Origin of the sequence: Paractinoplanes deccanensis (genome assembly GCF_016862115.1) — a bacterium.
Taxonomy (GTDB): Bacteria; Actinomycetota; Actinomycetes; order Mycobacteriales; family Micromonosporaceae; genus Actinoplanes; species Actinoplanes deccanensis.
The window spans coordinates 79,975-105,712 of the sequence record NZ_BOMI01000050.1 but is presented as its reverse complement, the minus strand read 5'-3'; the positions used below and the strand labels follow the sequence as shown (position 1 = coordinate 105,712).

Sequence of the window (25,738 nt, the reverse complement as noted above, 5' to 3'; positions counted from 1 at the left end):
AAACCTACTCGGCATCGAGCCTTCGGTCCGGCTCAGGGCGGTGGGACGGGGCGACGTTCTCGCGCGCACGCACGGCTTCGGCGTAGTCCAGGGCGGCCTGGCGCAGCAGGTGCTCGGCGTCGGGGTGCTCGGCGACGAGGCGGAGCAGGCGGGAGCCGACGTCGTCGCCACCGGGGAGCGGCACCGGGAGACCCGCTCGCCGCGTACGAGAAAGGATCTTGGCAGCGAGGGCGAGTGCGGGCTGGGAGAGGGCGATGCCGTCGAGCACGGACCGGCGGGATTTCTCGGCCTTCTTGATGCGCTCCCAGTTGGCGGTGATCTCCTCGATGTCGGCGACCCGCTCGCCGGCGAAGACGTGCGGGTTGCGGCGGATCATCTTGTCGACGAAGCCGCCGGCCACGTCGTCGATGCTCCAGCGCTCGTCCTCGGGATGCTCCTCGGCCAGGCGGGCGTGGAGCAGGACCTGCAGCAGTACGTCGCCCAGCTCCTCGCGAAGCGCGTCGGTGTCGCCGCTTTCGATCGTGTCGTACGCCTCGTAGCTCTCCTCCAGGAGATATTGCGCGAGGGTGCGGTGGTTCTGCTGCCGCTTCCACGGGTCCCCGCCGGGCGAGACGAGCCGGTCCATCACGGCCACGGCGTCGAGCAGGCGGGCGCCGGGCGGATCCCAGGAGCCGTACATGAGCTCGAGCTCGGCGAGACCGGGCTCGCGGGCAAGGCGCAACCCGAGCGACCGGGCGAAGCTCTCGTCCCCGTCGGGCCCCGCAAGCCACACGACGGTTCCCCCAACACCGGACATTTCCGAAATATCCGGTGAAGAGGAAGCGGCGGTGGACGGGGAGGCAGAGGAGGCGGCCGTGCCGGGCGGGGTGGGCGCGGGCGCGGCGGGCGCGGCGGGCGCGGCGGGCGCGGCGGGCGCGGCCGTGGTGGGCGCGGCGGGCGCGGCCGTGGTGGGCGCGGCGGGCGCGGGCGGGGTGGGCGCGGGCGGGGTGGGCGCGGCGGGCGTGGGCGTGGTAGGCGCGGTAAGCGTGAGACGGGGCGCGGGGGGCGCGGGGGTGGTGCCCGTGAGGGCGGCCAGCAGCGCCTCCGGGTCGGGTGGGATGACCGTTACCGGGACGCCGCCGGCGCGGAGGGCCGCCGCCTGGGGTGAGTCGGCGGCGGCGTAGACCGGGTGGGCGCGGACGGTGTCCCAGGCGGCGGCCGTCAGCAGGCCCGCGGGCAGGCGTGGTGAGGTGACGAGCAGGACGATCCGAGCGGTCATGTCGCCAACTGTGCCAGCTCTCAGGACACGTCGATCACCGGGGCGCCGGCGTCGGCGGCGCCGAGGGGGACGGTGACCAGGGGGCGGAGCTGGCCCTGCTGGGTCTGGAAGTCGAGGACCGAGATCTGCAGGGGCTGGTAGCGGGGATTGACCTTGATTTTCAGGTCGCCGGCGGCGGCGGCCACCTCGTCGCGGACGGCGGCCGACGTGGTGACCAGTTGCAGGTTGTCGGCCGGGAGCTGGGTCTTGAACTGCTCGAAGGGCAGGCTCGGGTCGACCTCGCCGGCCTCGCGCAGGGTGTCGTAGACGGTGCGGAGGTCGTCGTCGCTGGGCTGGGCGCCGGACGACGCGGACGCGCCGGCGCGCTCGCGGAGCAGGCGGATCAGGGCGTCGCTCTCGGCGTAGAGCCGCACGTATTCGGCCTGCTCGGGCAGCTTGAGCTGGGTGGCGTAGTCGCCGAGCGGCAGGTTGGTGGGGAGCGTGACGTTCTCGCGCTTGGCGACCTCGGTCATCACGTCGGCGCTGACCAGCGTGCGGACGATGTCGCCGCGCGAGATCGGGACGGTGCCCTGTGCCCCGGCCTCCGACAGGGAGGTGCGGGCGTCGTCCCAGATCTCCTGCACCCGCTTCTCGGTGATGCGGGTGGAGTCACCCACATAGGCGGCGACCGAGGGCTCGGAGCGGCAGGCGGAGAGGCCGGCCACGGTCAGGGACGCGACGACGGCCATGGATGCGAGTCGGCGGGCACGCTGCATGGCCATGACTCTCTCACGACCTCTATGACCCACGTCACCCGCCCCGCCGAAGATCGGTCAAAGGCCCGGCCGGCGCGTCCCGTCAGGACAACGCCGGCCGGCCCGAACGGTTATGCCGGAACGGGAGCCGGCTCGCCGAGGACGTCGGTCAGCAGCTGGGCGCACCACTCCAGCAGGGCCTGGTCACGCAGCGGCTCGCCGCCGAGCCGGCGTGTGCTCGGCCGGGGCACGCTGACCTGGTCGTTCGCCTGCTTGTAGACGGCGTCCGGGTGGTAGCGCTTGAGCCGCAGCTGCTTGGAGTCGGGCAGCGGCAGCGGCGAGAAGCGGATGTGCTTGCCCTGCATCGAGACGTCGGTGAGGCCGTACGCCCGGGCGCGCTGGCGGAAACGCGCGACCGCGATGAGGTTGGCCACCTGGGCGGGCGGCTCACCGTACCGATCGGTCATCTCGGCGACGACCTCGCGCAGCGCCTGCTCGTCGCGGGCCTCGGCGAGCTTGCGGTACATCTCCAGGCGCAGCCGCTCGACGGCGATGTAGTCGACCGGCAGGTGGGCGTCGACCGGCAGGTCGATCTTGACCTCGGGCTCCTCCTCGGGGCGCTCGCCCTTGAACGCCTGCACCGCCTCGCCGACCATCCGCACGTACAGGTCGAAGCCGACGCCCTCGATGTGGCCGGACTGCTCGCCGCCGAGCAGGTTGCCGGCGCCGCGGATCTCGAGGTCCTTCATCGCCACGTACATGCCGGCGCCGAGCTCGGTGTGCTGGGCGATGGTCGCCAGCCGCTCGTGGGCCTGCTCGGTGAGCGGCTTCTCGCGCGGGTAGAGGAAGTAGGCGTACGCCCGCTCGCGGCCCCGGCCGACGCGGCCGCGGATCTGGTGGAGCTGGGCCAGGCCGAGCAGGTCGGCCCGCTCGACGATCAGCGTGTTGGCGTTCGGGATGTCGATGCCGGACTCGACGATCGTGGTGCAGACCAGGACGTCGAACTCCTTCTCCCAGAAGCCGACCATGACCTTTTCGAGCTGTTCCTCGCTCATCTGGCCGTGCGCCACCGCCACCCGCGCCTCGGGCACCAGCTCGCGCAGCTTGCGTGCCGCCTTGTCGATCGACTCGACCCGGTTGTGCAGGTAGAAGACCTGGCCGTCGCGGAGCAGCTCGCGGTGCACGGCCGCGGCGACCTGCTTCTCGTCGTGGGCGCCGACGAAGGTGAGCACCGGGTGGCGCTCCTCGGGCGGGGTGGCGATCGTCGACATCTCGCGGATGCCGGTGATCGCCATCTCGAGCGTGCGCGGGATCGGCGTGGCCGACATGGTGAGCACGTCGACCGAGGCGCGCAGGGCCTTGAGCTGCTCCTTGTGCTCGACGCCGAAGCGCTGCTCCTCGTCCACGATGATCAGGCCGAGGTTCTTGAACTTGGTGGAGTTGGCCAGCAGCCGGTGGGTGCCGATCACGATGTCGGCGGTGCCGTTCGCCGCCTGCTCGAGAGTCAGCCGGGCCTCGGCCGGGGTCTGGAAGCGGGACAGCTGCTTGATGGTGAGCGGGAACTGCGACATGCGCTCGGTGAACGTGTTGAAGTGCTGCTGGGCGAGCAGGGTCGTCGGCACGAGCACCGCCACCTGCTTGCCGTCCTGCACCGCCTTGAACGCCGCCCGCACCGCGATCTCGGTCTTGCCGTAGCCGACGTCGCCGCAGATCAGGCGGTCCATCGGGACGGACAGCTCCATGTCGTGCTTGACCTCGGAGATCGCGGCGAGCTGGTCGGGCGTCTCCTGGTAGGGGAAGGCGTCCTCGAGCTCGCGCTGCCACGGCGTGTCGGGGCCGAACGCGTGGCCCTGGGACGCCTGCCGCGCCGCGTACAGCTGGATGAGCTGGGCGGCGATCTCCTTGACCGCCTTGCGCGCGCGGGCCTTGCTCTTCTGCCAGTCGGCTCCGCCCATCTTGTGCAGCGACGGCGACTCGCCGCCGACGTAGCGGGAGAGCTGGTCGAGCTGGTCGGTCGGCACGTAGAGCCGGTCGCCGGGCTGGTTGCGCTTGGACGGCGCGTATTCGATCACGAGGTATTCGCGGTCGGCGCCGTTGACCGTGCGCTGCACCAGCTCGACGTACTTGCCGATGCCGTGCTGCTCGTGCACCACGAAGTCGCCCGGCTTGAGCTCGAGCGGGTCGATCGTGTTGCGCCGCCGCGACGGCATCTTGCGCATGTCCTTTGTGGAGGCGCCGCGGCCGCCGGTGATGTCGTTGCCGGTGATCACCGCGAGCTGGGAGCCGGCGTCGATGAAGCCGTGGTTGAGCCCGCCGCGGGTGACGACGAGCTGGCCCGGCTCGATCGGCGCCTCGAGCGAGTCGGCCGGGGTGACGCCCAGGCCCGCGTCGCGCAGCACCTCGGTGGCGCGCTGCGCCGTGCCGTGCCCCTCGAAGACCAGCGCGATGGCCCAGCCGGCGGCGGCCCACTCGTTCAGGTCGGCGGCGAGCTTGGCGGTGTCGCCGTGGTAGAGCGGCACGGGCTGGGCGGCCAGCGCGATGGCGTCGCCGGCGTCGGGCGAGACCTCGACGACCGGGGTCTCGAGCCACGGCTGGTCGTCGACCGGCGTCTCCTCGGCCTCGGTGAGGCCGAACGGCGACACCGTCCACCACGGCTGACGCAGGGTCGCGGCGTGCGCTCGCACGTCCGCGAGGGTCTTGAAGGCGGCGGCGCCGACGTCGATGGGCGCTTGACCCCCGACGGCGGCGGCGGCCCAGGAGGCCTCCAGGAACTCGGCGGAGGTGCGGGTGAGGTCGTGCGCCCGGGTGCGGATGCGCTCGGGGTCGCAGAGCAGCACGTGGGTGTCGGCCGGCATGCAGTCGAGCAGCAGCTCCATGCTGTCGGTGCCGTCGAGCAGCGCCGGCGCGAGCGACTCCATGCCCTCGACCGGGATGCCTTCGGCCAATTTGTCCAGGATTTCGGACAGTTCCGGGTGCTCCGCGGCGAGGGCGGCGGCCTTGGCGCGCACAGAAGGCGTCAGCAGCAGCTCGCGGCACGGCGGCGCCCAGAGCCGCTGGACCGGGTCGATGGTGCGCTGGTCGGCGACCGCGAAGGTGCGGATCTCCTCGACCTCGTCGCCCCAGAACTCGACCCGGGACGGGTGCTCGTCGGTGGGCGGGAAGACGTCGAGGATGCCGCCGCGCACGGCGAACTCGCCGCGCTTGGTGACCAGGTCGACCCGCGCGTACGCCATGTCGGTGAGCCGGCGGGCGACCCCCTCGAGCTCGGCCTCGCCGCCGGTGGTCAGCTCGACCGGCTCGAGGTCGCCGAGGCCCTTGAGCTGGGGCTGGAGCACCGAGCGGACCGGCGCGACGACGACCTGGATCTCGTCGCCGGGCGCGGGGTGGGCGAGGCGGCGCAGCACGGCGAGGCGCCGGCCGACCGTGTCGGAGCGGGGCGACAGCCGCTCGTGCGGCAGCGTCTCCCAGGACGGATAGACGACGACCCGGCCGGCCGGCAGGAGGCAGCCGAGCGCGTCGGCCAGGTCGTCGGCCTCGCGGCTGGTGGCCGTGACGGCGAGGACCGGCCGCCCGGCGCCGCCCGTCTCGGCCGCGCCGGCCACGGTGGCGACCAGGAACGGGCGCAGCGACGCGGGCGCCGTCAGGTCGAGTGAGTCGGAGTCGACGAAGCCCTTGCGCGCCAGGTCGCGGGCGCGCGCCAGGCCGCGATCGCGAAGAGCGGCCGGGATCAGACCGGAAAGCTGCATGACGGAGATCTCCACGTCGAAAAACCCCAACGCCCAGGAGGGGCGGGGGTACGGCGCCAAGTCTAGTCCGCCCGTGTGACATTCCACGGGCGCACAAGATGTCCGACAAAAGCGCCTATGCCGGGTGAAGAGTCCGTAGGCACATCTCTGAGGGAGGCCACCTTGCGGATCCTGCTGCTCGTCACGGCGTTCAACGGGCTCAGCCAGCGCGTCTGGTGCGCGTTGCGCGAGGCCGGCCACGACGTGGGGGTGCAGCTGGCGACCGGCGCGGCCGACATGATCGAGGGCGTCCGGCAGGCCGACCCGGAGTTGATCCTCTGCCCCTTTCTCAAGGACCGGGTGCCCGCGGAGATCTGGCGGCACCGCCGCACCGTGATCATCCATCCGGGCCCGGTCGGCGACCGCGGGCCCTCCTCACTGGACTGGGCCATCGCCGAGGGCGCCCGCGGCTGGGGCGTCACCGCGCTGGAGGCCGTGGAGGAGATGGACGCCGGGCCGATCTGGGCGACCCGCACCTTCGCCCTCTCCGCGACGCCGCCGCGCAAGTCGTCGCTCTACAACGGGCCGGTCGCGGACGCGGCACTGGAGTGCGTCTTCGAGGTCGTGGCCAAGGCCGGCGACCCCTCCTTCACCCCGGTGCCGCCGGACCACGCCCCCACCGAGACGCCCGGCGCGCGGCCCCGCCCGCTGATGACCCAGGACAAGCGCGCCTTCGACTGGACCGACCCGACCGAGCACATCCTCCGCTCGATCAGGGCCGCCGACGGCGCGCCGGGCGTGCGCACCGAGATCGGCGGGCTGGCCGTCTTCGCGTACGACGGCACGCCCGGCGCCGCCCGCACGGCGCGCCCGGGGCAGATCCTCAGCCGCCGGCAGGGCGCCGTGCTGGTCGGCACCGGGGACGGCGGCCTCTGGCTCGGCCACCTGCGCGCCGCCGACCCGCAGCACCCCCGTGCCGGCATCAAGCTGCCCGCGACGACGCTGCTCGGCGCGCGCCTGCGCGGGGTGCCCCACTCGCCCCTGCCCGCCGACAGCGAGTCCGAGTCGCCGGGCGCCTACCGGCAGGTCCGCTACCGCCGCACCGGGCGCGTCGGATGGCTCACCTTCGACTTCTACAACGGCGCGATGGCGCCCGGGCACTGCCGGCGGCTGCTCGCCGGCCTGCGGCACGCCGTCGCGCAGGACACCGACGTGCTGGTGCTGCGCGGCGGCACGGACGCCTTCAGCAACGGCATCCACCTCAACGTGATCGAGGCGGCTCCCGACCCGGCCCGCACCGCGTGGACGAACATCCGAGCGATCAACGACGTCTGCCGCGAGATCGTCACCTGCACCAAGCAGGTGGTCATCGCCGGCTACGCGGGCAGCGCCGGCGCGGGCGGCGTGATGCTCGGGCTCGGCGCGGACGTCGTCGCGGCCCGCGACGGGATCGTGCTCAACCCCTACTACGACATGGGGCTGTACGGGTCGGAGCTGCACACCTTCACGCTGCCCCGGCGGGTCGGCGCGGATCAGGCCCAGCGCCTGGTCGACGACAAGCTACCGGTGAGCGCCGCCCGGGCGGCCGGCCTCGGCCTGGTCGACGAGGTCGGCCCGCGCCACCCCGACGCGTACGCGGAATGGCTGGTGGCCCTCGCCGAGCGCGAGAGCGACCCGCGCGCCGCCCGGCGACGGCGCCAGGCGAAGGCCCGGCGGCTCGCCGCCGAGCGGGTGCCGCTGGAGGTCTACGAGGCCCGTGAGCTGGCCGAGATGAGCCGCGACATGTACGGCGACCGGTCCGGCTTCGCGGCCGCGCGGCACGCCTTCGTCACCAAGGCGCGCGCCACCCGGACCCCGCAGCGGCTGCTGCCCGCCTGGCGGCCGGCCGCCACCGCCCGGCCGCGGCGCTCCGCTACCCTGCGACCGGCGATTCCGGTATCCGCCTGAAGCATTCCTCGTCCCAAGGTGAGACTTGCCTCAGTTTGCCCGGCACTGGGGTCGCGCCGATACGATCGGCGGAGTCGGGACAGCGCTGTCCTGGAGCACCTTGAGGCGAAGGAGCGCCCCCGATGACCGACCAGCAAGGCCAACTAGACCCCGACGGTCCCGACGCTGCTCTCCGAGCAGACATCCGCCGGATCGGCACGCTGCTGGGCCAGACCCTGGCCCGCCAGGAGGGCCGGCCCCTGCTCGACCTCGTCGAGGAGGTCCGCGCCCTGGTCCGCCAGGACGCGCAGGCCGCCGCCGACCGGCTCGCCGCGATGGACATCACCACCGGCACCAAGCTGGCCCGCGCGTTCTCCACCTACTTCCACCTGGCGAACATCACCGAGCAGGTGCACCGGGCCCGCGACCTGCGCCGCCGCCGCGCCCGCGACGGCGGCTGGCTCGACCAGGCCGCCAAGCTGATCGCCGAGAAGGGCGTGCCGTCCGACGAGATCGCCGCCGCGGCCCGCCGGCTCGCGGTGCGGCCGGTCTTCACCGCCCACCCGACCGAGGCGGCCCGGCGCTCGATCCTGTCGAAGCTGCGCCAGCTCGCCGACGCCCTGGACGCCGAGGCGGCCGCCGCGATCCTCTACGGCCAGTCCGACACCACCGCGTCGACCCGCAAGTTCGCCGAGCTGATCGACCTGCTCTGGCAGACCGACGAGCTGCGCCTCGACCGGCCCGAGCCGACCGACGAGGCCCGCAACGCCGTCTACTACCTGCGCGACCTCTACGCCGAGGCGGCCCCGCAGGTGCTCTCCGACCTGGCCGAGACGCTGCGCCAGCTCGGCGTCGAGACCGCGCCGACGGCCCGCCCGCTCACCTTCGGCTCGTGGATCGGCGGCGACCGCGACGGCAACCCGTTCGTCACCCCCGAGGTCACCCGCGACGTGCTGCTCATCCAGCACGAGCAGGGCATCCAGGCCACCGAGGCGGCCATGGACCAGCTCATCGACGTGCTGTCGGTGTCGCGGCGGCTGCGCGGGGTCTCGCTCGACCTCTCCGCGTCGCTCGCCAAGGACCTCGACAACCTGCCCGAGGTGGCGCCGCGCTTCCGCCGCACCAACGCCGAGGAGCCCTACCGCCTGAAGGTCCGGGCGATCAAGGCGAAGCTGGCGAACACCCGCGAGCGCCTGCGCAACGGCACCGCCCACGTGCCCGGCCGCGACTACCTCGGCAGCGACGAGCTGATCAGCGACCTCGAGCTGATCCGCGCCTCGCTGGCCCGCAACGGCGGCCAGCTCACCGCCGTCGGCGTGGTCGCCACGACCATCCGGACGGCGTCCGCCTTCGGGCTCCAGCTCGCCACCCTCGACGTGCGCGAGCACGCGGAGAAGCACCACGAGGTGCTCCAGCAGATGTACTCGCAGGTGGGCGAGGTCGACGACTACGCGGCGCTCGACCGGGCCCAGCGCACCAAGCTGCTCGCCACCGAGCTCGCCGGGCGGCGGCCGCTGTCCAGCGCCGACACCCCGCTGACCGACTCGGCGCGCAAGACCTTCGACGTCTTCAACACGATCCGCGACGTGCAGGACCGCTTCGGGCAGGACGTCGTCGAGACGTACATCATCTCGATGACCCTGGGTGTCGACGACGTGCTCGCGGCGGCGGTGCTCGCCCGCGAGGCCGGCCTGGTCGACATCCACACCGGGCGCGCGCGGGTCAACATCGTGCCGCTGCTGGAGACGCCGGCCGAGCTCGACGCGGGCGGCGACCTGCTCGACGAGATGCTGTCGCTGCCGGCCTACCGCGAGATCGTGCGGGCTCGCGGCGACGTGCAGGAGGTCATGCTCGGCTACTCCGACTCCAACAAGGAGGGCGGCATCACCACCAGCCAGTGGGGCATCCACAAGGCGCAGCGCAAGCTGCGTGACGTGTCGGCCCGGCACGGCGTGCGGCTGCGGCTCTTCCACGGCCGCGGCGGCACGGTCGGCCGGGGCGGCGGCCCCACCCACGAGGCGATCCTGGCCCAGCCGTACGGCACGCTCGACGGCGCGATCAAGGTGACCGAGCAGGGCGAGGTCATCTCCGACAAGTACACGGTGCCCGCCCTCGCCCGCGAGAACCTCGAGCTGACGGTGGCCGCGGTGCTCCAGGCGACGCTGCTGCACACGTCGCCCTCGGTCGACCGGGAGCTGCTCGACCGCTGGGACGCGACGATGGACTGCGCCTCGGCGGCGGCCTTCAAGGCGTACCGCAGCCTGGTGGAGAATCCGGACCTGCCGGCCTATTTCTGGGCGGCGACCCCGACCGAGCTGCTCGGCCAGCTCAACATCGGCTCGCGGCCCTCGAAGCGCCCGAACGCGGACGCGGGCTTGGGCGGCCTGCGGGCGATCCCGTGGGTGTTCGGCTGGACCCAGACCCGCCAGATCGTGCCGGGCTGGTTCGGCGTCGGCTCGGGCCTCAAGGCGGCCCGCGAGGCCGGCAAGACCGAGGTCCTGACCGAGATGTACGGCAACTGGCAGTTCTTCAAGACGTTCCTGTCGAACGTCGAGATGATGCTGACCAAGACCGACCTGTCGATCGCCCGCCGGTACGTGGAGACGCTCGTGCCGGAGCACCTGCACCCGATCTTCGAGGTCATCCAGCGGGAGTACGAGCTGACCGTGCGCGAGGTGCTCGCGATCACCGGCAGCTCGGCCCTGCTGGAGAACCAGCCCGAGCTCAAGCGCACGCTCGACGTCCGCGACACCTACCTGGAGCCGCTGCACCACCTCCAGGTGGCGCTGCTCCGGCAGTACCGGGACCTGAACGAGGCGGACCGCCAGCTCACGGTGGGCCCGGGCGCGCGGCGGGCGCCGTCCGACTCGACGGCGCTGGAGCGGGCGCTGCTGACCTCGGTGAACGGCATCGCGGCCGGCATGCGCAACACCGGCTGACCCTTGTGGCGCACGTGAGCCGGGCACCCTTCGGGGTGCCCGGCTTTATTTACAGCCGTCATTTTCCATGCCATGGTGGGAGCGCTCCCAAATTCCCCTCATGGAAGCGGATCCCCCATGCGCAAAATGTTCGCGGCCGCGGTCGCCGCCCTCGCCGCCGCCGTTCTCATGGCCCTGCCGGCGAGCGCGGAGACCGCCGCGTTCACCGTGGTGAGCTCCTGGAGCTCCGGCTACCAGGGCCAGGTCACGGTCACCAACACCACGTCCTCGACGATCACCACGTGGCGGGTCGAGCTGGCCTTCCCCGCCGGCACCACCGTGGCGCAGTCGTGGAACGCCACGCAGTCGGGCACGGTGTTCACCCCCGCGAGCTGGAACGGCACGCTGGCGCCGGGCGCGTCGGCGAGCTTCGGCTTCATCGCGAACGGCACCGGCCGGCCCACCTCCTGCCTGATCAACGGCGTCTCGTGCGACGGCTCGACCACCCCGCCGACCACGCCACCGACCACGCCACCGGCGGGCTCCACCCCCGTGGCGGCCAACGGGCAGCTGCGCGTCTGCGGCGTGCACCTGTGCAACGCTGCCGGCAAGGCGATCCAGCTGCGCGGCATGAGCACCCACGGCCTCCAGTGGTTCGCCGACTGCTACAACGACGCCTCGCTCGACGCGCTCGCGACGGACTGGCGGGCCGACCTCCTGCGCGTCTCGATGTACGTGCAGGAGCAGGGCTACGAGACCAACCCCTCCGGTTTCACCGCGCGGGTCAACAGCCTGGTCGACGAGGCGTCGGAGCGCGGCCTCTACGCGATCATCGACTTCCACACGCTGACGCCCGGCGACCCGAACTACAACCTCGCCAACGCCAAGACCTTCTTCGCGAACGTCTCCGCGCGCAACGCGGCGAAGCAGAACGTCATCTACGAGATCACCAACGAGCCCAACGGCGTCAGCTGGGCCGGCATCAAGTCGTACGCCGAGCAGGTCATCCCCGTGATCCGCGCCAACGACCCGGACGCCGTCATCATCGTCGGCACCCGGGGCTGGTCGTCGCTGGGCGTCTCGGACGGCTCCACCTCCTCGGAGATCACCGCCAACCCGGTCAACGCCACCAACATCATGTACGCGTTCCACTTCTACGCGGCCTCGCACCTGGACAACTACCGCGCCGAGGTGCAGCGCGCCGCGGCCTCGCTCCCGCTCTTCGTCACCGAGTTCGGCACCGTCACCTACACCGGCGGCGGCACCGTCGACCTGGCCAGCACCACCACCTGGCTCGACCTTCTCGACCGCCTCCAGATCAGCTACGCCAACTGGACCTACTCCGACGCCGACGAGAGCAGTGCCGCCTTCCGCCCCGGCACCTGCGGCGGCCCCACCTACGCCGGCACGTCCGTCCTGACCGAGTCGGGCGTCTTCATGCGTAACCGGATCCGCACTCCCGACAACTTCTGAGCCTCCTCGAGAAGGGCTCCGGGCATCCCGGAGCCCTTTCTCATTTTCCAAGTTGTCCGACCGACATGTAATCTCAGCTTGTATAACAACTGATGATCATGGTGGTCGCTCGGTATGACGGTGATGGAACGCGAGGCGATGAGCCCCGCACAGGTGCGGCTGTCGGCGACCCTGCTCGCGTCGTCGCTGGTCGGCCGGCTGCCGCAGGCCATGTCCTCGCTGGCGCTGCTGCGGGTCGTGCTCGACGCGGGCGGCGGCTACGCCTTCGCCGGCGCGCTGACCTCGATCTACATCCTCGCCGGCACGGTCGGGGCACCGCTGATCAGCCGCGTCATCGACCGCACCGGCCGCGCGCGGCAGACCCTGCTCGGCGGCGCCGCCGCGTCCGGCCTCGCCTTCGCCGGCATCGCCCTCACCGCGCCCGGGCACCCCGTCGCGGCGATCGCGTGCACGCTGATCGCCGGCGCGGCCGCGCCCCCGCTCGAACCCGTCCTGCGCAGCCTGTGGCCGCGGATCATGCGGACCGGCGGGCAGCTCACCCGGGCGTTCAGCGCGGACGCCGCCGTCCAGGAACTGATCTTCGTCCTCGGTCCCCTGGCCAGCGCGATCAGCATCGCCGTGCTGGGCGCCCCCGGCGCGGTCGCCGTCATGGGCGTCATCGGCCTGGCCGGCACCGCGCTCTTCTGCTCGCACGCCATCCTCGAGCGCACGGCACCGGCGGCGCACACCGGCAGACGTGGCTCCCCCATGCGGCTCCCGGCGATCCGCACCCTGGTCCTCGCCCAGGTGGCGGCCGGCGCCCCGGTCGGCGTGCTCGCGATCACCGCCACCGCCCACGCCACCAGCGCCGGCATCGCGGCCCTGTCCGGCTGGGGTCTCGCCCTCAACGGCATCGGCGCGTTCGCCGGAGCGCTCTATGTGACGCGCCGCCCGTTCCGGGCCGCACCGGAACGGCTCGTCCGGCCGGCGCTGCTGCTGGTCGCGCTGCTCTACGCGCCGACGGCCTGGGTGCAGGCGGCACCCGCGTACTGGCTCGCCGCCGCCTTCGTCAGCGGTGTCTGCCTCGCGCCGTACCTCACCCTGGTCTTCCGGGCGACCGAGACCAGCGCCCCCGCCGCCCTCGCCACCGAGGCCAACGCGTGGGTGGTCAGCGCCTTCAGCGTCGGCATCGGCGCCGGCACCTCCCTGGCCGGCCTGCTCACCGACCACTGGGGCGCGGGCGGAAGCACCGTGGCCGTCCTCGCCGCGTCGGCGGTGGCCGCGCTCGGCGCGCTCAAGGCGCGCTTACATACCATCACCGCGTGACCGACCGTCTCTCCTTCCTGTCGGCGCCGCTCGCCCGCGACGCCGCGGTGCCGCTGCGCGTCCAGGTGCACAGCCGCATCCTCGACGGCATCCGCACCGGCGTCCTCACCCCCGGCTCGATGATCCCCACCGAGGCCGAGATCGGCCGGCTGCTCGGCGTCAGCCGCACCGTGGTCCGGGAAGCCCTGATGCTGCTCGACGAGGACGGCTTCATCGTCTCGCGCCGCGGCGTCGGCCGCTTCGTCGCCGACGCGGTCCCCCAGGCCGGCCTGGAACGCCTGCGCCCCATCGAGGACCTGCTCAGCATGCCCGGCAGCCGGCTCGAGCTCGAGCGCACCCAGGCCGAGCTCCAGCAGAAGACGTCCACCTACATCGCCGAGGAGCTGGCCATCCCGTCCGGCTCGGCGGCGTGGTTCGTCGAGACGGTGGTACGCCGTGACGGCCAGGCCATCGCGCTCACCCAGGAACACCTGCCGGCGGGCGTCGACCTGGACGACCCGGCGGCCGGCGGCACGGCCCTGGCGAAGCTGCTCGCCCGCCTCGGCCCCGCGGTCGGCTCCGGCGTCGTCCGGTTCAGCGCCGGCCTGCTCGGCGAGTCCCGCGCCGCCCCGCTCGGCGCCGACCCCGGCGAGCCCGTCCTGATCGTCACCCAGACCGCCCGCCTGAACGGCCGCCCCGTCTACCTCGCCAAGCACATGCTCCGCGCGGGCGCGGGCCAGCTCTCCGTCCGCCAATGACGCCCGTCATCCCGCTCAGCTCATCGACCCGCGATTCGGCGCGGTGGACGGTCGCCTCCCGCGACGTGGTTTCCGACCGCCGAGGATGTGCTCGACCGAGTCGTGCGAGTGTTACCTGACTGATCGTCATGCCGGCGGCATGTGCGAAGCCCTGAGGGGCGTTCGGCAGCTGTTCCTCCACCCGCGGGCCTTGGTGTGCGGGATGCTCAGGGCGTGCGAAGCGTGGTTCTGCCGGTTGTCTGGCTCGGCCTGCTCCTGACCGCCGGCTGTGACGGGGCCGAAGCGGAACCGGAGCCGTCGCCGACCGGGCGCGGCGGCATCGAGCTGGTGCCCGACGATCGGGATACCGAGGCGATGGCGGTGGCGATCGTGTCCGCCGAGGCCGATCTTGTCTCGCATGCCTTCAACGACGGGGTCCTCCAGCTCGGCGTCCGCGGGGAACGGGCGGCCGTCGACGCGCGGTTGAGGCTGTGCGACCGGCTCGTCGACGAGTTCCGGGACTCTCCGGCCTTGGAGCGGATCCTCGTCACCGCCGCGCGGGCGCCGCTCGTGCACTGGAACAGCGGGGACGCGCGATGCGTGGCGGACGCCGAGTGAGCGTCGCCGCTTTCGGGTGGTCTCGGCTGGGTGCCGGCCGCAAGATGGTCGGGTGGCGAAGCTGCTCTCGGTCAACGTCGGCCTGCCCCGCGATGTCTCGTGGCGCGGCCGCACGGTGCACACCGGCATCTGGAAGTCGCCGGTCGACGGGCCCGCGATGGTGCGCCGGCTCAACATCGACGGTGACGGGCAGGGTGACCTCGGCGGGCACGGCGGCGAGCAGCGTGCCGTGTTCGTCTACCAGCTCGGGTCGTACCGCTACTGGGAGAGGTTCCTGTCGCGCGACGATCTGGAGTACGGGCAGTTCGGCGAGAACTTCACGGTCGACGGCCTGGCGGACGACGAGGTGCGCGTCGGCGACCGGTATCTGATCGGTGCGGCGCTGTTCGAGGTGACCCAGCCGCGCGTCACCTGCTATCGCGTCGGGATCCGGATGGACGAGCCCCGCATGCCGTCCCTGCTCGTCCAGCATCACCGGCCCGGCTTCTACTTCCGGGTGCTCCAGGAGGGTGCGGTGCGCGCCGGCGACGACATCGTCAAGGTCGCCGACGGGCCGGAGGCGCTGACCGTGTCCGATGTGGACGCACTGCTGTACCTGCCGGGTCATCCGCGCGAGCGGATCGAGCAGGCGCTGCGCATCCCGGCGCTCAGCCCGGGCTGGCGCGCCTCCTTCCGGGCGATGCTCGACCAGCCCGATGCGGCGAGCGGGAACGCCGGCCTGGTCGCCACCGAGCCGCCGCCGGCGTGGGCCGGGTTCCGGCCGCTGCGCGTGACGGCGATCGAGCGGGAGAGCAGCACGATCACCTCGGTGCGGCTCGCCGATCCGGACGGCACGCCGCTGCCGGCCGCACTCCCCGGGCAGTTCCTGACCGTACGGCTGCGCCCCGCCCTCGTGCGCAGCTACTCCCTCTCCGGCGGGCCGGGCGACCCCGGCTACCGGATCAGCGTCAAGCGCGAGCCGCACGGGGCGGGCAGCGAATATCTGCACGCGAACGTCCGTACCGGCGATCTGCTCGACGTGGCCGCGCCGCGTGGCACGTTCGTGCTGCGGCCCGGGACGGCGCCGGTGGTTCTGATCAGCGGCGGCGTCGGCGCGACACCGGTGCTCGCCATGCTCCACGCGCTCGCCGGGCAACGGCCGCAGCGGGAGGTGTGGTGGGTGCAGGCGGCCCGCAACGGCGACGAGCGCCCGTTCGCCGCCGAGGCGGCCGGCCTCCTCGCGACGATGCCGCGATCACATTCGTACGTCGGGTACAGCCGCCCCGGTCCGCGGGACCACGACCACGACTTCGCCGGCCACCTGTCCGCGGACCTTCTGCGGACGTTCGGCCTGCCCCCGGACGCCGACGTCTACCTCTGCGGTCCGGCCGAGTTCCAGGCCGGCATCACCGCGGCCCTGGCCGAGATCGGCGTCCCGGCGGCCCGGGTGCACACCGAGGTCTTCGGCGTGCGGTCCGGCCTGACACCGGGCATCAGCGCGAAGCCGGCCCGGTCACCGCACCCGCCGGCGGGCGCACCGGGCGACGGCCCGGCGGTGTCCTTCGTCCGCAGCGACCTCACCGTGCCCTGGCCCCGCGACACCGCCAGCCTGCTCGACCTGGCCGAGGCCTGCGACGTCCCGGTCCGCTGGTCGTGCCGCGCCGGGGTCTGCCACAACTGCGAGAGCGGCCTGCTCTCCGGCTCGGTCACCTACACCGCCGAGCCGGCCGACCCGCCGGCCGCGGGCAACGTGCTGATCTGCTCCGCCCGGCCGGACGGTGACGTCGTCCTCGACCTCTGATCAGCGGGGGCGCAGCCCGCGGAGGGCCGTGGCGACGACGCGATCCGCGTAGTCCTCGGTGAGCGGCCCGCTGCGCTGGAGCCACCGGTTGAGCAGTGGTCCCCAGATCATGTCCATGGCCACGTCGAGGTCGACGTCCGCGGCGATCTGACCGGCCGACTGGGCGCTGCTCAGGCGCCGGCGCTTGGCCCGCTTCAACGGGCCGTCGAGCCGTTCGGCATAGGCGCGGGCGAGCTCGGGATCCTGCGTGATCTCGACGGCCAGCGCGCGCATCGGCGGCTCGTAGCGGGGATCGTTCAGCTCGGCGACCGTCGCGCGCAACACCAGGGTCAGGTCGGCCTCGAGGTCGCCGGTGTCCGGCAGCGCCGGCTCCTCGCCGGCGCCCTCGCTGAGCAGGAGGAAGGCGTCGAGCAGGATGGTGCCCTTCGACGCCCACCAGCGGTAGATGGTCTGCTTGCCCACGCCGGCCCGCGCGGCGATGCCCTCGATGGTGAGCTTCGCGTAGCCCACCTCCAGCAGCAGGTCGAACGCGGCGGTGAGGATCGCCCGCCGCGAGGTCTCCTTGCGGCGGGCGGTGTTGGGCGTCATGGACGATCACCCTACCACTCACGAGACGAACCGTCTCGTCTTGACAGCTTCGCCCGGCACGGCTTAGCGTTCCTTACTGACGAGACGGACCGTCTCGTCTCGCCAACGGAGGAGAATCGCATGCGTACCTGGTTCATCACCGGCGCCGGCCGCGGCCTCGGCCGCGCCTTCACCCTCGCGGCCCTCGAACGCGGCGACCGGGTCGCCGCCGCCGCGCGCACCATCGAGCAGCACCCCTTCGACGGCCGGTACGGCGACCGGCTGCTGCCCCTCACCCTCGACGTGACCGACCGGGCCGCGGTGAGCGCCGCCGTGGACGCCGCGGCCGAGCGCTTCGGCCGGCTCGACGTCGTCGTCAACAACGCCGGCGCCATGTACATGGGCATGATCGAAGAGTTCACCGAGGCGCAGGCCCGGGCCCAGTTCGAGGTCAACTTCTTCGGCGCGCTCTGGGTCAGCCAGGCCGCGCTGCCGCACCTGCGCGCGCGGCGGTCCGGCCACATCGTGCAGATCTCCAGCATCGCGGCGCTCGCCGGCTTCCCGAGCACCGGCCTCTACAGCGCGAGCAAGTTCGCGCTGGAGGGCATGAGCGAGGCCCTGGCGATGGAGGCGGCGGCCTTCGACGTCAAGGTGAGCATCGTGCAGCCCGGCGGCTACTGGACCGGCCTCTACACGGGTATGACCGCCACCACCCCGATGGAGGCGTACGCGCCGCTGCGCGCCGAGCTGGAACGGCAATGGGCCGAGGGCTCGATCGACAGCGAGCCCCGGCTGGCCGCCGAGGCACTGCTGCGGCTCGTCGACAGCGACGACCCGCCGCTGCGGCTGTTGCTCGGCAGCATGGTCTACGACCTGGCGTTCGACATCTCCCGGCAGCGGATGGACACGTGGGCGCGCTGGGAAGAGGTGAGCCGCTCCGCCGAGCACGCCGTCCCGGCCCCCGGCGCCCGCGAAAGCTGAGAGCGAGCTGAGAGACCCTGTAGTGGCTCTCAGGGTTCCACCGGATCCGGTGGATGCGCCCGCTTCCTACGCTGAGCGCGTGACCATCATCGCGACACAGTCATTGACGAAGACATACGGCGGCGGGGTGACCGCGCTCAGCGACCTCACCGTCGACGTCGAGGCGGGCGTCATCGGGCTGGTGGGTGCCAACGGCGCCGGGAAGAGCACGTTCATCAAGATCATGCTGGGGTTGATCGCGCCCAGCGACGGGAGCGTGCGGGTGTTCGGCCTCGATCCGGTCGTGCAGACCGATCAGGTGCGGGCGCGGGTCGGCTACATGCCCGAGAACGACTGCCTGCCGCCGGACGTGTCGGCGGCGGAGTTCGTCACGCACCTGGGCCGGCTCAGCGGGCTGCCCAGGACGGCCGCGCGGGAGCGGGCCTCCGAGGCGCTGCGGCACGTCGGGCTCTACGAGGAGCGCTACCGGCAGATCGGCGGCTACTCCACGGGCATGAAGCAGCGGGTCAAGCTGGCCCAGGCGCTCGTGCACGACCCCGACCTGCTGCTGCTGGACGAGCCGACGAACGGTCTCGACCCGGCCGGCCGCGACGCCATGCTCACCCTGGTGCACCGCATCGGCACCGAGTTCGGCATCTCGGTGGTCGTCTGCTCGCACCTGCTCGGCGAGGTCGAGCGCATCTGCGACTCGCTCATCGCGATCGAGGGCGGCCGGCTGCTGCGCGCCGACCGGATCTCCGCGATGACGGCGGCCTCCGACGTGCTCGCGGTCGAGGTCTCCGAGGGCATCGACGAGCTTTTCGACGCGCTGACCCAGCTCCAGCTCGCCGTCACCCGCGAGGGCCGCCAGCTGCTGGTGCCGCTCGAGTCGGAGAGCTCGTACGACGAGATCCTGCGCGCGGTCGCCGAGCTCGACCTGCCGCTGCACCGCCTGGACCAGCGACGCCACCGGGTGGCCGAGCTCTTCACGACGAAGGAGACGGCCGATGTCTGACGCCGGCGTCATTCACGACATCGGATACCAGCGGTACGAGGGGCCCCGCCTGGGCCGCGCCGCGGTGTTCGGCGCGCTCTACCAGCACGGGCTGCGGGCCTCGTTCGGGCTGGGCCGCTCGATCAAGGCCAAGATCTTCCCGTGGCTGGTGGTCGGCATCGTGCTGCTGGTCGCGGTCATCAACGCGGCGGCCCGGGCACAGTTCGACGTGATCCTGTTCGACTACTTCGAGTTCGACAGCACGATCAGCTGGCTGATCATCTTCTTCGTCGCGATCGTCGCGCCCGAGCTGATGTCGCGGGACATGCGCGCCGGGGTGCTGCCGCTCTACTTCAGCCGGCCGCTGCGCGCCGCCGACTACGTGGGCGCGAAGGTCGCCTCGCTGGTCACCGCGGTCTTCCTGCTGCTCGGCGTGCCGCAGCTGATCATGTTCTTGACCGCCGCGTTCACGCTCGACGGCGGGATCGGCAAGGTGTGGGAGGAGTTCTACGGCGCGCTGCTGCCGGGCTGGGCGTACAGCCTGCTCTGGGCCGTGCTCTTCGCCTCGATCAGCCTGCTGATCGCCTCGCTGACCGGCAAGCGGGCGTTCGCCGCCGGTGGCATCGTCGCCTTCTTCCTGATGACCACCCCGGTGGTCGGCGTGCTCAGCATCCTGCCGTCGGAGACGGCGCAGGACCTGGCCGGCCTGGTCAGCCCGATGTCGCTGATCAACGGCGTCTACATCTGGCTGGCCGACGGTGTGGACCTCGGCCTGGACGTGGGCCGCTTCGGCCCGATCTACGGCATCGAGGCGTTCTGCCTGGTCGCCGTCGCCCTGCTGCTGTTGCTGGCCCGCTACCGGAAGGTGGCCTCCCTGTGAGCACCGTCGAGCTTCGGAACGTCTCGCGCTGGTACGGCAACGTGGTCGCGGTCAACGACGTCAGCATGACCCTCCAGCCGGGGGTGACCGGCCTGCTCGGCCCGAACGGCGCCGGCAAGACCACGGTGCTGCACATGATGGCCGGCTTCCTCGCGCCGTCGAAGGGCGCCGTCACCATCGACGGCTCCCCCACCTGGCGCAACCCGGGCATCTACCGCGAGCTGGGCCTGGTGGCCGAGCGCGAGGCGGTGCACGGCTTCCTCACCGCCCGCGAGTTCGTGACGGCCTGCGCCAAGATGCAGAAGCTGCCCGACCCGGCCGGCGCCGCCCAGCGCGCGCTGGAGCTGGTCGAGATGACCGGCGCCCAGGACCGGCGGATCGACACCTTCTCCAAGGGCATGCGCCAGCGCACCCGGGTCGCCGCCGCCCTGGTGCACGAGCCGCGGGTGCTGCTGCTCGACGAGCCGTTCAACGGCATGGACCCGCGGCAGCGCATGCACATGATGGAGCTGCTGCACCAGCTCGGCGACCAGGGCCACACGATCCTGTTCAGCTCACACATCCTCGAGGAGGTCGAGCAGCTCTCCGGCCTCGTCCAGGTGATCGTGGCGGGCCGGCTCGCGGCCTCCGGCGACTACCGGCGGATCCGCCGGCTGATGACCAACCGGCCGCACGTGTTCGCCGTGCAGAGCTCCGACGACCGGCGGCTCGCGGTCGCCCTGATCGGGGAGAAGTCGGTGAGCGGCGTCGAGATCGAGGCGAGCGGGCTGACCGTGCGCGCCTCCGACTACGGCACCTTCACCCGCGCGCTGCCGCGCATCGCCCTCGGCGAGGGCATCCGGCTGCGCAAGCTGCTGCCGTCCGACGAGTCGCTGGAGAGCGTCTTCTCCTACCTGCTGGAGGCATGATGTCCACGGTCGCCTACATCACCGCCCGCGGCCTGTTCGGCCGCCGCCGGGCGCTGCTCCTGCTGCCGCTTCCCCTGCTGCTCGTCGGCCTCGCGCTGATCTGCGAGGCGTACGACGTGAGCCCCGCCGACTGGGGCCAGCCGGTCGTGGTCGGGCTGGGCCTCGCCGTGGTGCTCCCGGTGACGGCCCTGATCGTCGGCACCGGGGTGCTCGGCTCCGAGGTCGACGACGGCACGATCATCCACATCCTCACCAAGCCACTGCCCCGCCGCGACATCATCCTGGCCAAGATGCTGGTGGCGGCCGGGGTCACCGCGGTGACCGCGGCGGTGCCGCTCTTCGTGGTGGGCGCGCTCGCCGAGTCGGTGCGGTTCGGCCTCGCGCTGGCCGTCGGCGCGGTGGCCGGCGCGCTCGCGTACTCGGCCCTGTTCCTGCTCCTCAGCCTGCTGACGCGCCGGCCGGTGCTGGTCGGGCTCGCCTACATCCTGGTGTGGGAGGGGCTGCTGGGCCGCTTCGTCAGCGGCACCCGGGTCCTCTCCATCGAGCAGTACGTCATCGGCATCGCCGACAAGATCGCCCCGAGCGCGATCCTCGACGGCAAGGTGTCGCTGCCGGTCGCCGTGGTGATGAGCGCGATCTTCGCGGTCGGCGGCACGCTCTACGCGATCAACCGGCTGGGCTCGTTCAGCATGGCCGGCGAGACGAGCTGACCTTCACCGGACGCGAACCGGTAGGCCGGGTGCAGGCACTCGGCCTACCGGTAGGTTCATCTCGCTCTGAGGAGTTCGACGACGTGCCGCAACAAGGCCCCGGTCGCCGCTGCGGCCGCGGTGGAGGGTGGCAGCGCACGGCGTGACCGAGCAGGAGACCGTGGCCGCCAGTGCCGACACCCCGTAGTGCCGATGACGGCCCGCCGCGCGGTGCCCGCAAGATCGCAGCCCTCTGTACCCCCCTTTGGCCGAGTCGTTGACCGACGCATGATGCAGCGTCCTTCACACGCGTCCTCGGCCGGCGCGAAGGGCAAGAAGCCCGTTGCCGATCGGGGCCTGGCTCGTTGCTCACCCGTGCCGCAAGCTGTCATGCCGGCGTTCTGGCCGACCGCCGCGCGGATGGGCCCGGATCCGGCGTTTCGCCCCCCAGGCAAGGGCTTCGTGTCCTAGGCTGCCTCGTGCTCATCGCGGCGCCGCAGCCGGCAAGCCAGCGATCGACCAGTGAGCACGTGCCTCTCGGGTAACGGCCCCTCGGTGATCGAAGGATGTAGGAGGTAGGCATCAGGTGAGCGCCGAAGCGACACCGGCCGAGGGCCCGCCGGCCGAGCTGGCCCCGTTACGGCTCGACGGGGAATCCATCGTCGGCGCCGGCGGCGTCTTCCGGCCCGAACGCTTCGGCGGCCTGGCGTACTCGAGGGAGTGCGACCGGTTCTACGCCATGGACACGAAAAGCTTCCGGGCGATGCGGAGCTTCACGCAGCCGACTTGTCCGGCGCCGGCGGGGCATGGGGAGAGCTCGTTCGTCGGGGAGTTCGCGCAGCGCCCGATACCGGATCGCCCCATGGTCGTCAATTGCCTCGTCACCGCGTACTGCCCGCTTCGGTGCCGCTACTGCCATGCCGACGACCTCATGGGGCCGTTCCGGGCGGGTGAGTCGGACGACGATCTCGACCGGATCGTGCGGACGGCCGAGCTCGTTCCGGCGATGGTGGCGGTGATCACCGGCGGTGATCCGATCGTCCGCCCGGATCGGGCCATCCACGTCATCGAGCGACTGGCCGAAAGTAAGGCGCTGGTGCTCGACACCTCCGGCGCCGGTGACATCGGCCCGCTGCTTCCCGCCATGAAGGCGCACAACGTGCACCTGAGGGTGTCGTTGGATGCGGCGAGCGCCTCGCCGAACGATGAGGTTCGGCCGATAGACCGGCGTCACCTGCCGCTGGGAACAAGCAGCCACGCGCAAGCCCTGGAAACGATCAGGCGAGCACGTCGGGCGGACGTGCGGACAACCGTGCAGACCGTGGTCACGAGCCGCAACGAACACGAGGCCGAGCTTCTCAGGCTGCACGACCTGCTGGTCGACCTGGGGGTCCGGCATTGGGCGTTGCACGTCATGGTGAACGCCGGAAGGGGGGCCCAACCGAGAAGCCGGCGACTCCGGCCGTCGGGCGAGTCCCTTGCCCGGCTACCGGCAACCGTCGACCGCCTCCGCCTCGAGGGATCACCCGTCCATGTGCGGATCACCCGCACCGACCAGCAGCCGAATGCGGTGATCCTGGTCAACAATCGGGGTGACCTCTATGCCGAACGGGGCGGCGCGATGGGCAAGGTCAAGATCGGTTCGGCGGAGAGCAGTGCATCGGAAATCGAAAAGGCCTTCCGCGCCACCATCGACCTTGCGGCGCACGCCGATCGGTATCTGATGCGCCGCCCGGCGACTCTCGGCCGACATGGCGACCGGGCGGCTCAGGAATGATCGGACCTGGCGTAGGCCTCGGCGAGCCCGCGGACCTGGTGCCATCGCTGCCGATCTTGCGATTCGCGCAGGACGGTGGCCGCCCTCAACCCATCGAGTTCGTCGTGTCGGTCACGCAGCCACGATCGCATTCGCGCGGCACCCTGCCGACCGGGTATCAGCCCAGCGATCTTGAGGGCGATCTCCAGGCGATCGCGCGCCAGCACGGCAGTGGAATGGTTCACATCGAGCCATCTGACCGCGTGGCACGGATTGCGGCCGCCGCCCACGTAAGAGGTGAGTTCCCGGCCCAGCAGCGACTGACACTCGGCCAAGAGCTGGTCGGTGTCGGCCGCCCACTTCTCGGCCTCGATCACAACTTCGCCTCGATCACAACTGCTCTCCGTGGCATGCACCGAGGTTACGGGACCGGCGCCAGGACCGCGAGGCGTCAGGTCTGTTGACCGCCGTGGAAGACGGACGATATCCGCATCGCGAGCGGCGTGGCGAGGCTGGGCGAGACCTCCAGCGCCGCCAGGACGTCCTGCCAAGCGTCAAATCGCTGACCGTCGAGGTTTACCCCGGTACCGAACCGCAGGTATGCGGGCAGGAGCAGCGCGTTGCGTACCAGCCAAGGCACGAATCGATTCGGCTCGCGCCATCGTTCCGAGCGCATCGCCTGCTCGATCTGTTCGCGAAGATCGTCGTAGTGCTCGCAGTGAATCAGATCCGACTCGTTCGACAGGTTCACGATTCTCGGGTTGTGCAGGTGCCGTGTGTTCTGCTGAAACGCCTCACGCCAATGTGCCCAGAAGCGGTGCTCGTCCTCACCGCCCAGGGTGAGGGTCTGCTTCGCGTAGGGTTTCTCCATGAGCTGGTGGAGGTGTGCCCACACCTCCGGAGCGGTGAGCAGCCGGGTCGGCTTCTCGCTGAGCAGCGCCCGGACGATGTCGGGAGCGCGCTCGATGGCCCGGTCGGGATCCACCTCGGGGATCGCCTTGGCGGCGCGCAACACGCTGTAGAGCGAGGGGCGGAAAACCGCGTAGTACTCGTACAACACCGCCCACGGCCGGAATGGACGAACCATCGCGTCGGCGTCGCCGGGACCCGTGCCGAACACGTCGCTGGCGTCGAGCACCTCCTGGAGCGACACGACTTCCGCGAGTTCGGCCCCGGGGATCAGGCTGAACCATTCCCGGGCGCGGGCGGCGAACAGCTCGAAGGCCTTTCTCTGCACCCCGAAGTCATCGAGAGAGAGCACAACCCGCACGCCATGCGTGGACATGGCGGCGGCGGCGAGCGCCTGGACCATGTGGATGAGCGAGGGGCGCCGCAGCCGGACCGGCCAGAACAACAGCGTCGGCGCGGGTGCGGAGCGCGGGGGCTCCAGTCGCCAGCCGAACCGTTGGACGAGTTGGCGCAGCAGTTCGCTGACGTCCTGTGGGGGTCGGCGTAGCGGTAGCGCGCCGATGGCCTTGACCAGTTCCGGTTGCGGCACGCGACGGGAGACCCGCGTGATCGTCGCGGGTGGTTGGGCAGGCGCGGGCGTGAACCCGCGGCGGATGCCGAGCCGCTCAACGACGGCGGGCAGGAGCGTGTTCACGTCCACGCCGGAATAGAGGCCGGCCCCCGAGCCCTCCCAGGTGTGGATGGGCGAATCGGGTGAGGGAGCGGATTCCCGTATCGCCCACAGCAGCTCGATCTCGTTGTCGGCCAGCATCGCCCGCAGCGTGTCGACGATGACCTGATCCGCGCCGCCGTAGCCGAGAACGCAGACGACCGACTCCCGCAGGAGCTCCCGCAACTGGCTGCGGAAGGCGTGCGACGTGCGGGCGAGTCGCCGGGGATCGTGCAACGGACTGTCGTCCTCGCGCAGCGGACGCCAGTACCCGTGCAGATGAACGATGTTGATCGGCCCGGGGTCGGTCACCAGGGAAACCACCGCGCCGTTGTTGCCCGGCACCAACGTGGTGAAGTGCCCGCCGGCCCGACCGATCGCTATCTCGAGCGTGGGGTCCACGTTCGTGGTGAGGATCTGGTGTCCGAACCGGTGTGGTCGCCAGGTGACGAGCCGGCCGATGGCCGTTGTCGCGTCCGTCAGCGACCAGGCCTGGTCGTCGAGTTCGATGCGCCGTGCGGTCGCCAGGTCGATCAGTTGCCATGGGGCGCGGTCCGCCCATGCCGCGAGATCTTCCGACGGGCGGTAGGCGTGCAGGACCGCTCGCTGAACGATGATGTCGAACTTGTCAGGTCCGAGCCAACCGGCGAACGCGTTCCGGTACTCCTGGTAGCGCTGGGCGATGCTCTTGCCTGCCTCGGCCCGGATCTGGTCCAGGCTCCGCACGAGGTCGTCGTTTCGCTGTTGGCGGGCGTACTCGTCGGCCAGGCCGAGGATAGTCTCGGTGTCCGGCATCGTCGGGCGGGTGACGCCGCTGCCCAGCAAGGGCACGCATTTCTTGGCACCAGAGCGCAACAGGGTGGCGAGACGCTCGACCAGGTCGGCCTCGCCCGCGTACAGCGTCACGCCTCCT

The 25,738-nt window shown here is 71.7% G+C and carries 19 protein-coding genes; 13 read left to right on the top strand and 6 right to left on the bottom strand.

Annotation, left to right across the window (positions count from 1 at the left end):
• Positions 1–4: 4 nt before the first annotated feature.
• The 3 genes from Ade02nite_RS49245 to mfd all read right to left on the bottom strand — a co-directional run bounded on the left by Ade02nite_RS49245 (position 5) and on the right by mfd (position 5,738).
• Positions 5–1,258, bottom strand: a complete 1,254-nt coding sequence (locus Ade02nite_RS49245; RefSeq protein WP_239168739.1) for a nucleoside triphosphate pyrophosphohydrolase — start codon at positions 1,256–1,258, stop codon at positions 5–7.
• A 20-nt stretch (positions 1,259–1,278) separates the two neighbouring features.
• A complete protein-coding gene (locus Ade02nite_RS14100) occupies positions 1,279–1,986 on the bottom strand; it encodes a hypothetical protein (RefSeq protein WP_203762098.1) in 708 nt (235 codons plus the stop codon).
• A gap of 137 nt (positions 1,987–2,123) precedes the next feature.
• Positions 2,124–5,738: a transcription-repair coupling factor gene (mfd, locus tag Ade02nite_RS14095; RefSeq protein WP_203762158.1), complete on the bottom strand. Its 3,615-nt coding sequence runs from the start codon at positions 5,736–5,738 to the stop codon at positions 2,124–2,126.
• Between the two features lie 162 nt (positions 5,739–5,900).
• Here mfd and Ade02nite_RS14090 point away from each other — a divergent pair, with 162 nt between their 5' ends.
• From Ade02nite_RS14090 to Ade02nite_RS14060, 7 genes are all read left to right on the top strand, one after another.
• Entirely contained in the window at positions 5,901–7,664 is a 1,764-nt protein-coding gene (locus Ade02nite_RS14090) for an enoyl-CoA hydratase-related protein (protein WP_203762096.1), read from the top strand.
• Positions 7,665–7,786: 122 nt separating this feature from the next.
• Positions 7,787–10,582 carry a phosphoenolpyruvate carboxylase gene (ppc, locus tag Ade02nite_RS14085; RefSeq protein ID WP_203762094.1) on the top strand — a complete coding sequence of 932 codons (2,796 nt, stop codon included), beginning with the start codon at positions 7,787–7,789 and terminating at the stop codon, positions 10,580–10,582.
• A 117-nt stretch (positions 10,583–10,699) separates the two neighbouring features.
• Positions 10,700–12,034 (top strand): cellulase family glycosylhydrolase, encoded by a 1,335-nt coding sequence (locus Ade02nite_RS14080; protein WP_438870978.1) that lies wholly within the window; start codon positions 10,700–10,702, stop codon positions 12,032–12,034.
• A 114-nt stretch (positions 12,035–12,148) separates the two neighbouring features.
• Positions 12,149–13,339, top strand: a complete 1,191-nt coding sequence (locus Ade02nite_RS14075; protein ID WP_203762092.1) for an MFS transporter — start codon at positions 12,149–12,151, stop codon at positions 13,337–13,339.
• Positions 13,336–14,076, top strand: coding sequence for a GntR family transcriptional regulator (locus Ade02nite_RS14070; protein ID WP_203762090.1), 741 nt, complete (start codon positions 13,336–13,338; stop codon positions 14,074–14,076). The genes Ade02nite_RS14075 and Ade02nite_RS14070 overlap by 4 nt, the downstream gene beginning before the upstream one ends.
• 213 nt (positions 14,077–14,289) lie before the next feature.
• Positions 14,290–14,673, top strand: a complete 384-nt coding sequence (locus tag Ade02nite_RS14065; RefSeq protein ID WP_203762088.1) for a hypothetical protein — start codon at positions 14,290–14,292, stop codon at positions 14,671–14,673.
• Positions 14,674–14,725: 52 nt separating this feature from the next.
• Entirely contained in the window at positions 14,726–16,453 is a 1,728-nt protein-coding gene (locus tag Ade02nite_RS14060) for an MOSC and FAD-binding oxidoreductase domain-containing protein (RefSeq protein WP_203762086.1), read from the top strand.
• On the opposite strand, the gene Ade02nite_RS14055 is transcribed toward Ade02nite_RS14060, so the two are convergent.
• Positions 16,454–17,041 carry a TetR/AcrR family transcriptional regulator gene (locus Ade02nite_RS14055; protein ID WP_203762084.1) on the bottom strand — a complete coding sequence of 196 codons (588 nt, stop codon included), beginning with the start codon at positions 17,039–17,041 and terminating at the stop codon, positions 16,454–16,456. It abuts the gene before it with no gap.
• A 120-nt stretch (positions 17,042–17,161) separates the two neighbouring features.
• On the opposite strand from Ade02nite_RS14055, the gene Ade02nite_RS14050 reads away from it, so the two are divergent.
• The 6 genes from Ade02nite_RS14050 to Ade02nite_RS14025 all read left to right on the top strand — a co-directional run bounded on the left by Ade02nite_RS14050 (position 17,162) and on the right by Ade02nite_RS14025 (position 23,228).
• Positions 17,162–18,001, top strand: coding sequence for an SDR family oxidoreductase (locus Ade02nite_RS14050; RefSeq protein WP_203762082.1), 840 nt, complete (start codon positions 17,162–17,164; stop codon positions 17,999–18,001).
• Positions 18,002–18,080: 79 nt separating this feature from the next.
• Positions 18,081–18,995 carry an ABC transporter ATP-binding protein gene (locus tag Ade02nite_RS14045; RefSeq protein ID WP_203762080.1) on the top strand — a complete coding sequence of 305 codons (915 nt, stop codon included), beginning with the start codon at positions 18,081–18,083 and terminating at the stop codon, positions 18,993–18,995.
• Entirely contained in the window at positions 18,988–19,854 is an 867-nt protein-coding gene (locus Ade02nite_RS14040; protein ID WP_203762078.1) for an ABC transporter permease, read from the top strand. The genes Ade02nite_RS14045 and Ade02nite_RS14040 overlap by 8 nt, the downstream gene beginning before the upstream one ends.
• Positions 19,851–20,762, top strand: coding sequence for an ABC transporter ATP-binding protein (locus tag Ade02nite_RS14035; RefSeq protein WP_203762076.1), 912 nt, complete (start codon positions 19,851–19,853; stop codon positions 20,760–20,762). Before Ade02nite_RS14040 ends, Ade02nite_RS14035 begins: the two co-directional genes overlap by 4 nt.
• Positions 20,762–21,472 (top strand): ABC transporter permease, encoded by a 711-nt coding sequence (locus Ade02nite_RS14030; protein WP_203762154.1) that lies wholly within the window; start codon positions 20,762–20,764, stop codon positions 21,470–21,472. Before Ade02nite_RS14035 ends, Ade02nite_RS14030 begins: the two co-directional genes overlap by 1 nt.
• A 565-nt stretch (positions 21,473–22,037) precedes the next feature.
• Positions 22,038–23,228 (top strand): radical SAM protein, encoded by a 1,191-nt coding sequence (locus Ade02nite_RS14025; RefSeq protein ID WP_203762074.1) that lies wholly within the window; start codon positions 22,038–22,040, stop codon positions 23,226–23,228.
• On the opposite strand, the gene Ade02nite_RS14020 is transcribed toward Ade02nite_RS14025, so the two are convergent.
• Together Ade02nite_RS14020 and Ade02nite_RS14015 are read right to left on the bottom strand one after the other, a co-directional pair.
• Positions 23,219–23,584, bottom strand: a complete 366-nt coding sequence (locus tag Ade02nite_RS14020) for a hypothetical protein (RefSeq protein ID WP_203762072.1) — start codon at positions 23,582–23,584, stop codon at positions 23,219–23,221. The genes Ade02nite_RS14025 and Ade02nite_RS14020 overlap by 10 nt on opposite strands.
• A 74-nt stretch (positions 23,585–23,658) precedes the next feature.
• Positions 23,659–25,731, bottom strand: coding sequence for an SIR2 family protein (locus tag Ade02nite_RS14015; RefSeq protein WP_203762071.1), 2,073 nt, complete (start codon positions 25,729–25,731; stop codon positions 23,659–23,661).
• Positions 25,732–25,738: the final 7 nt, after the last annotated feature.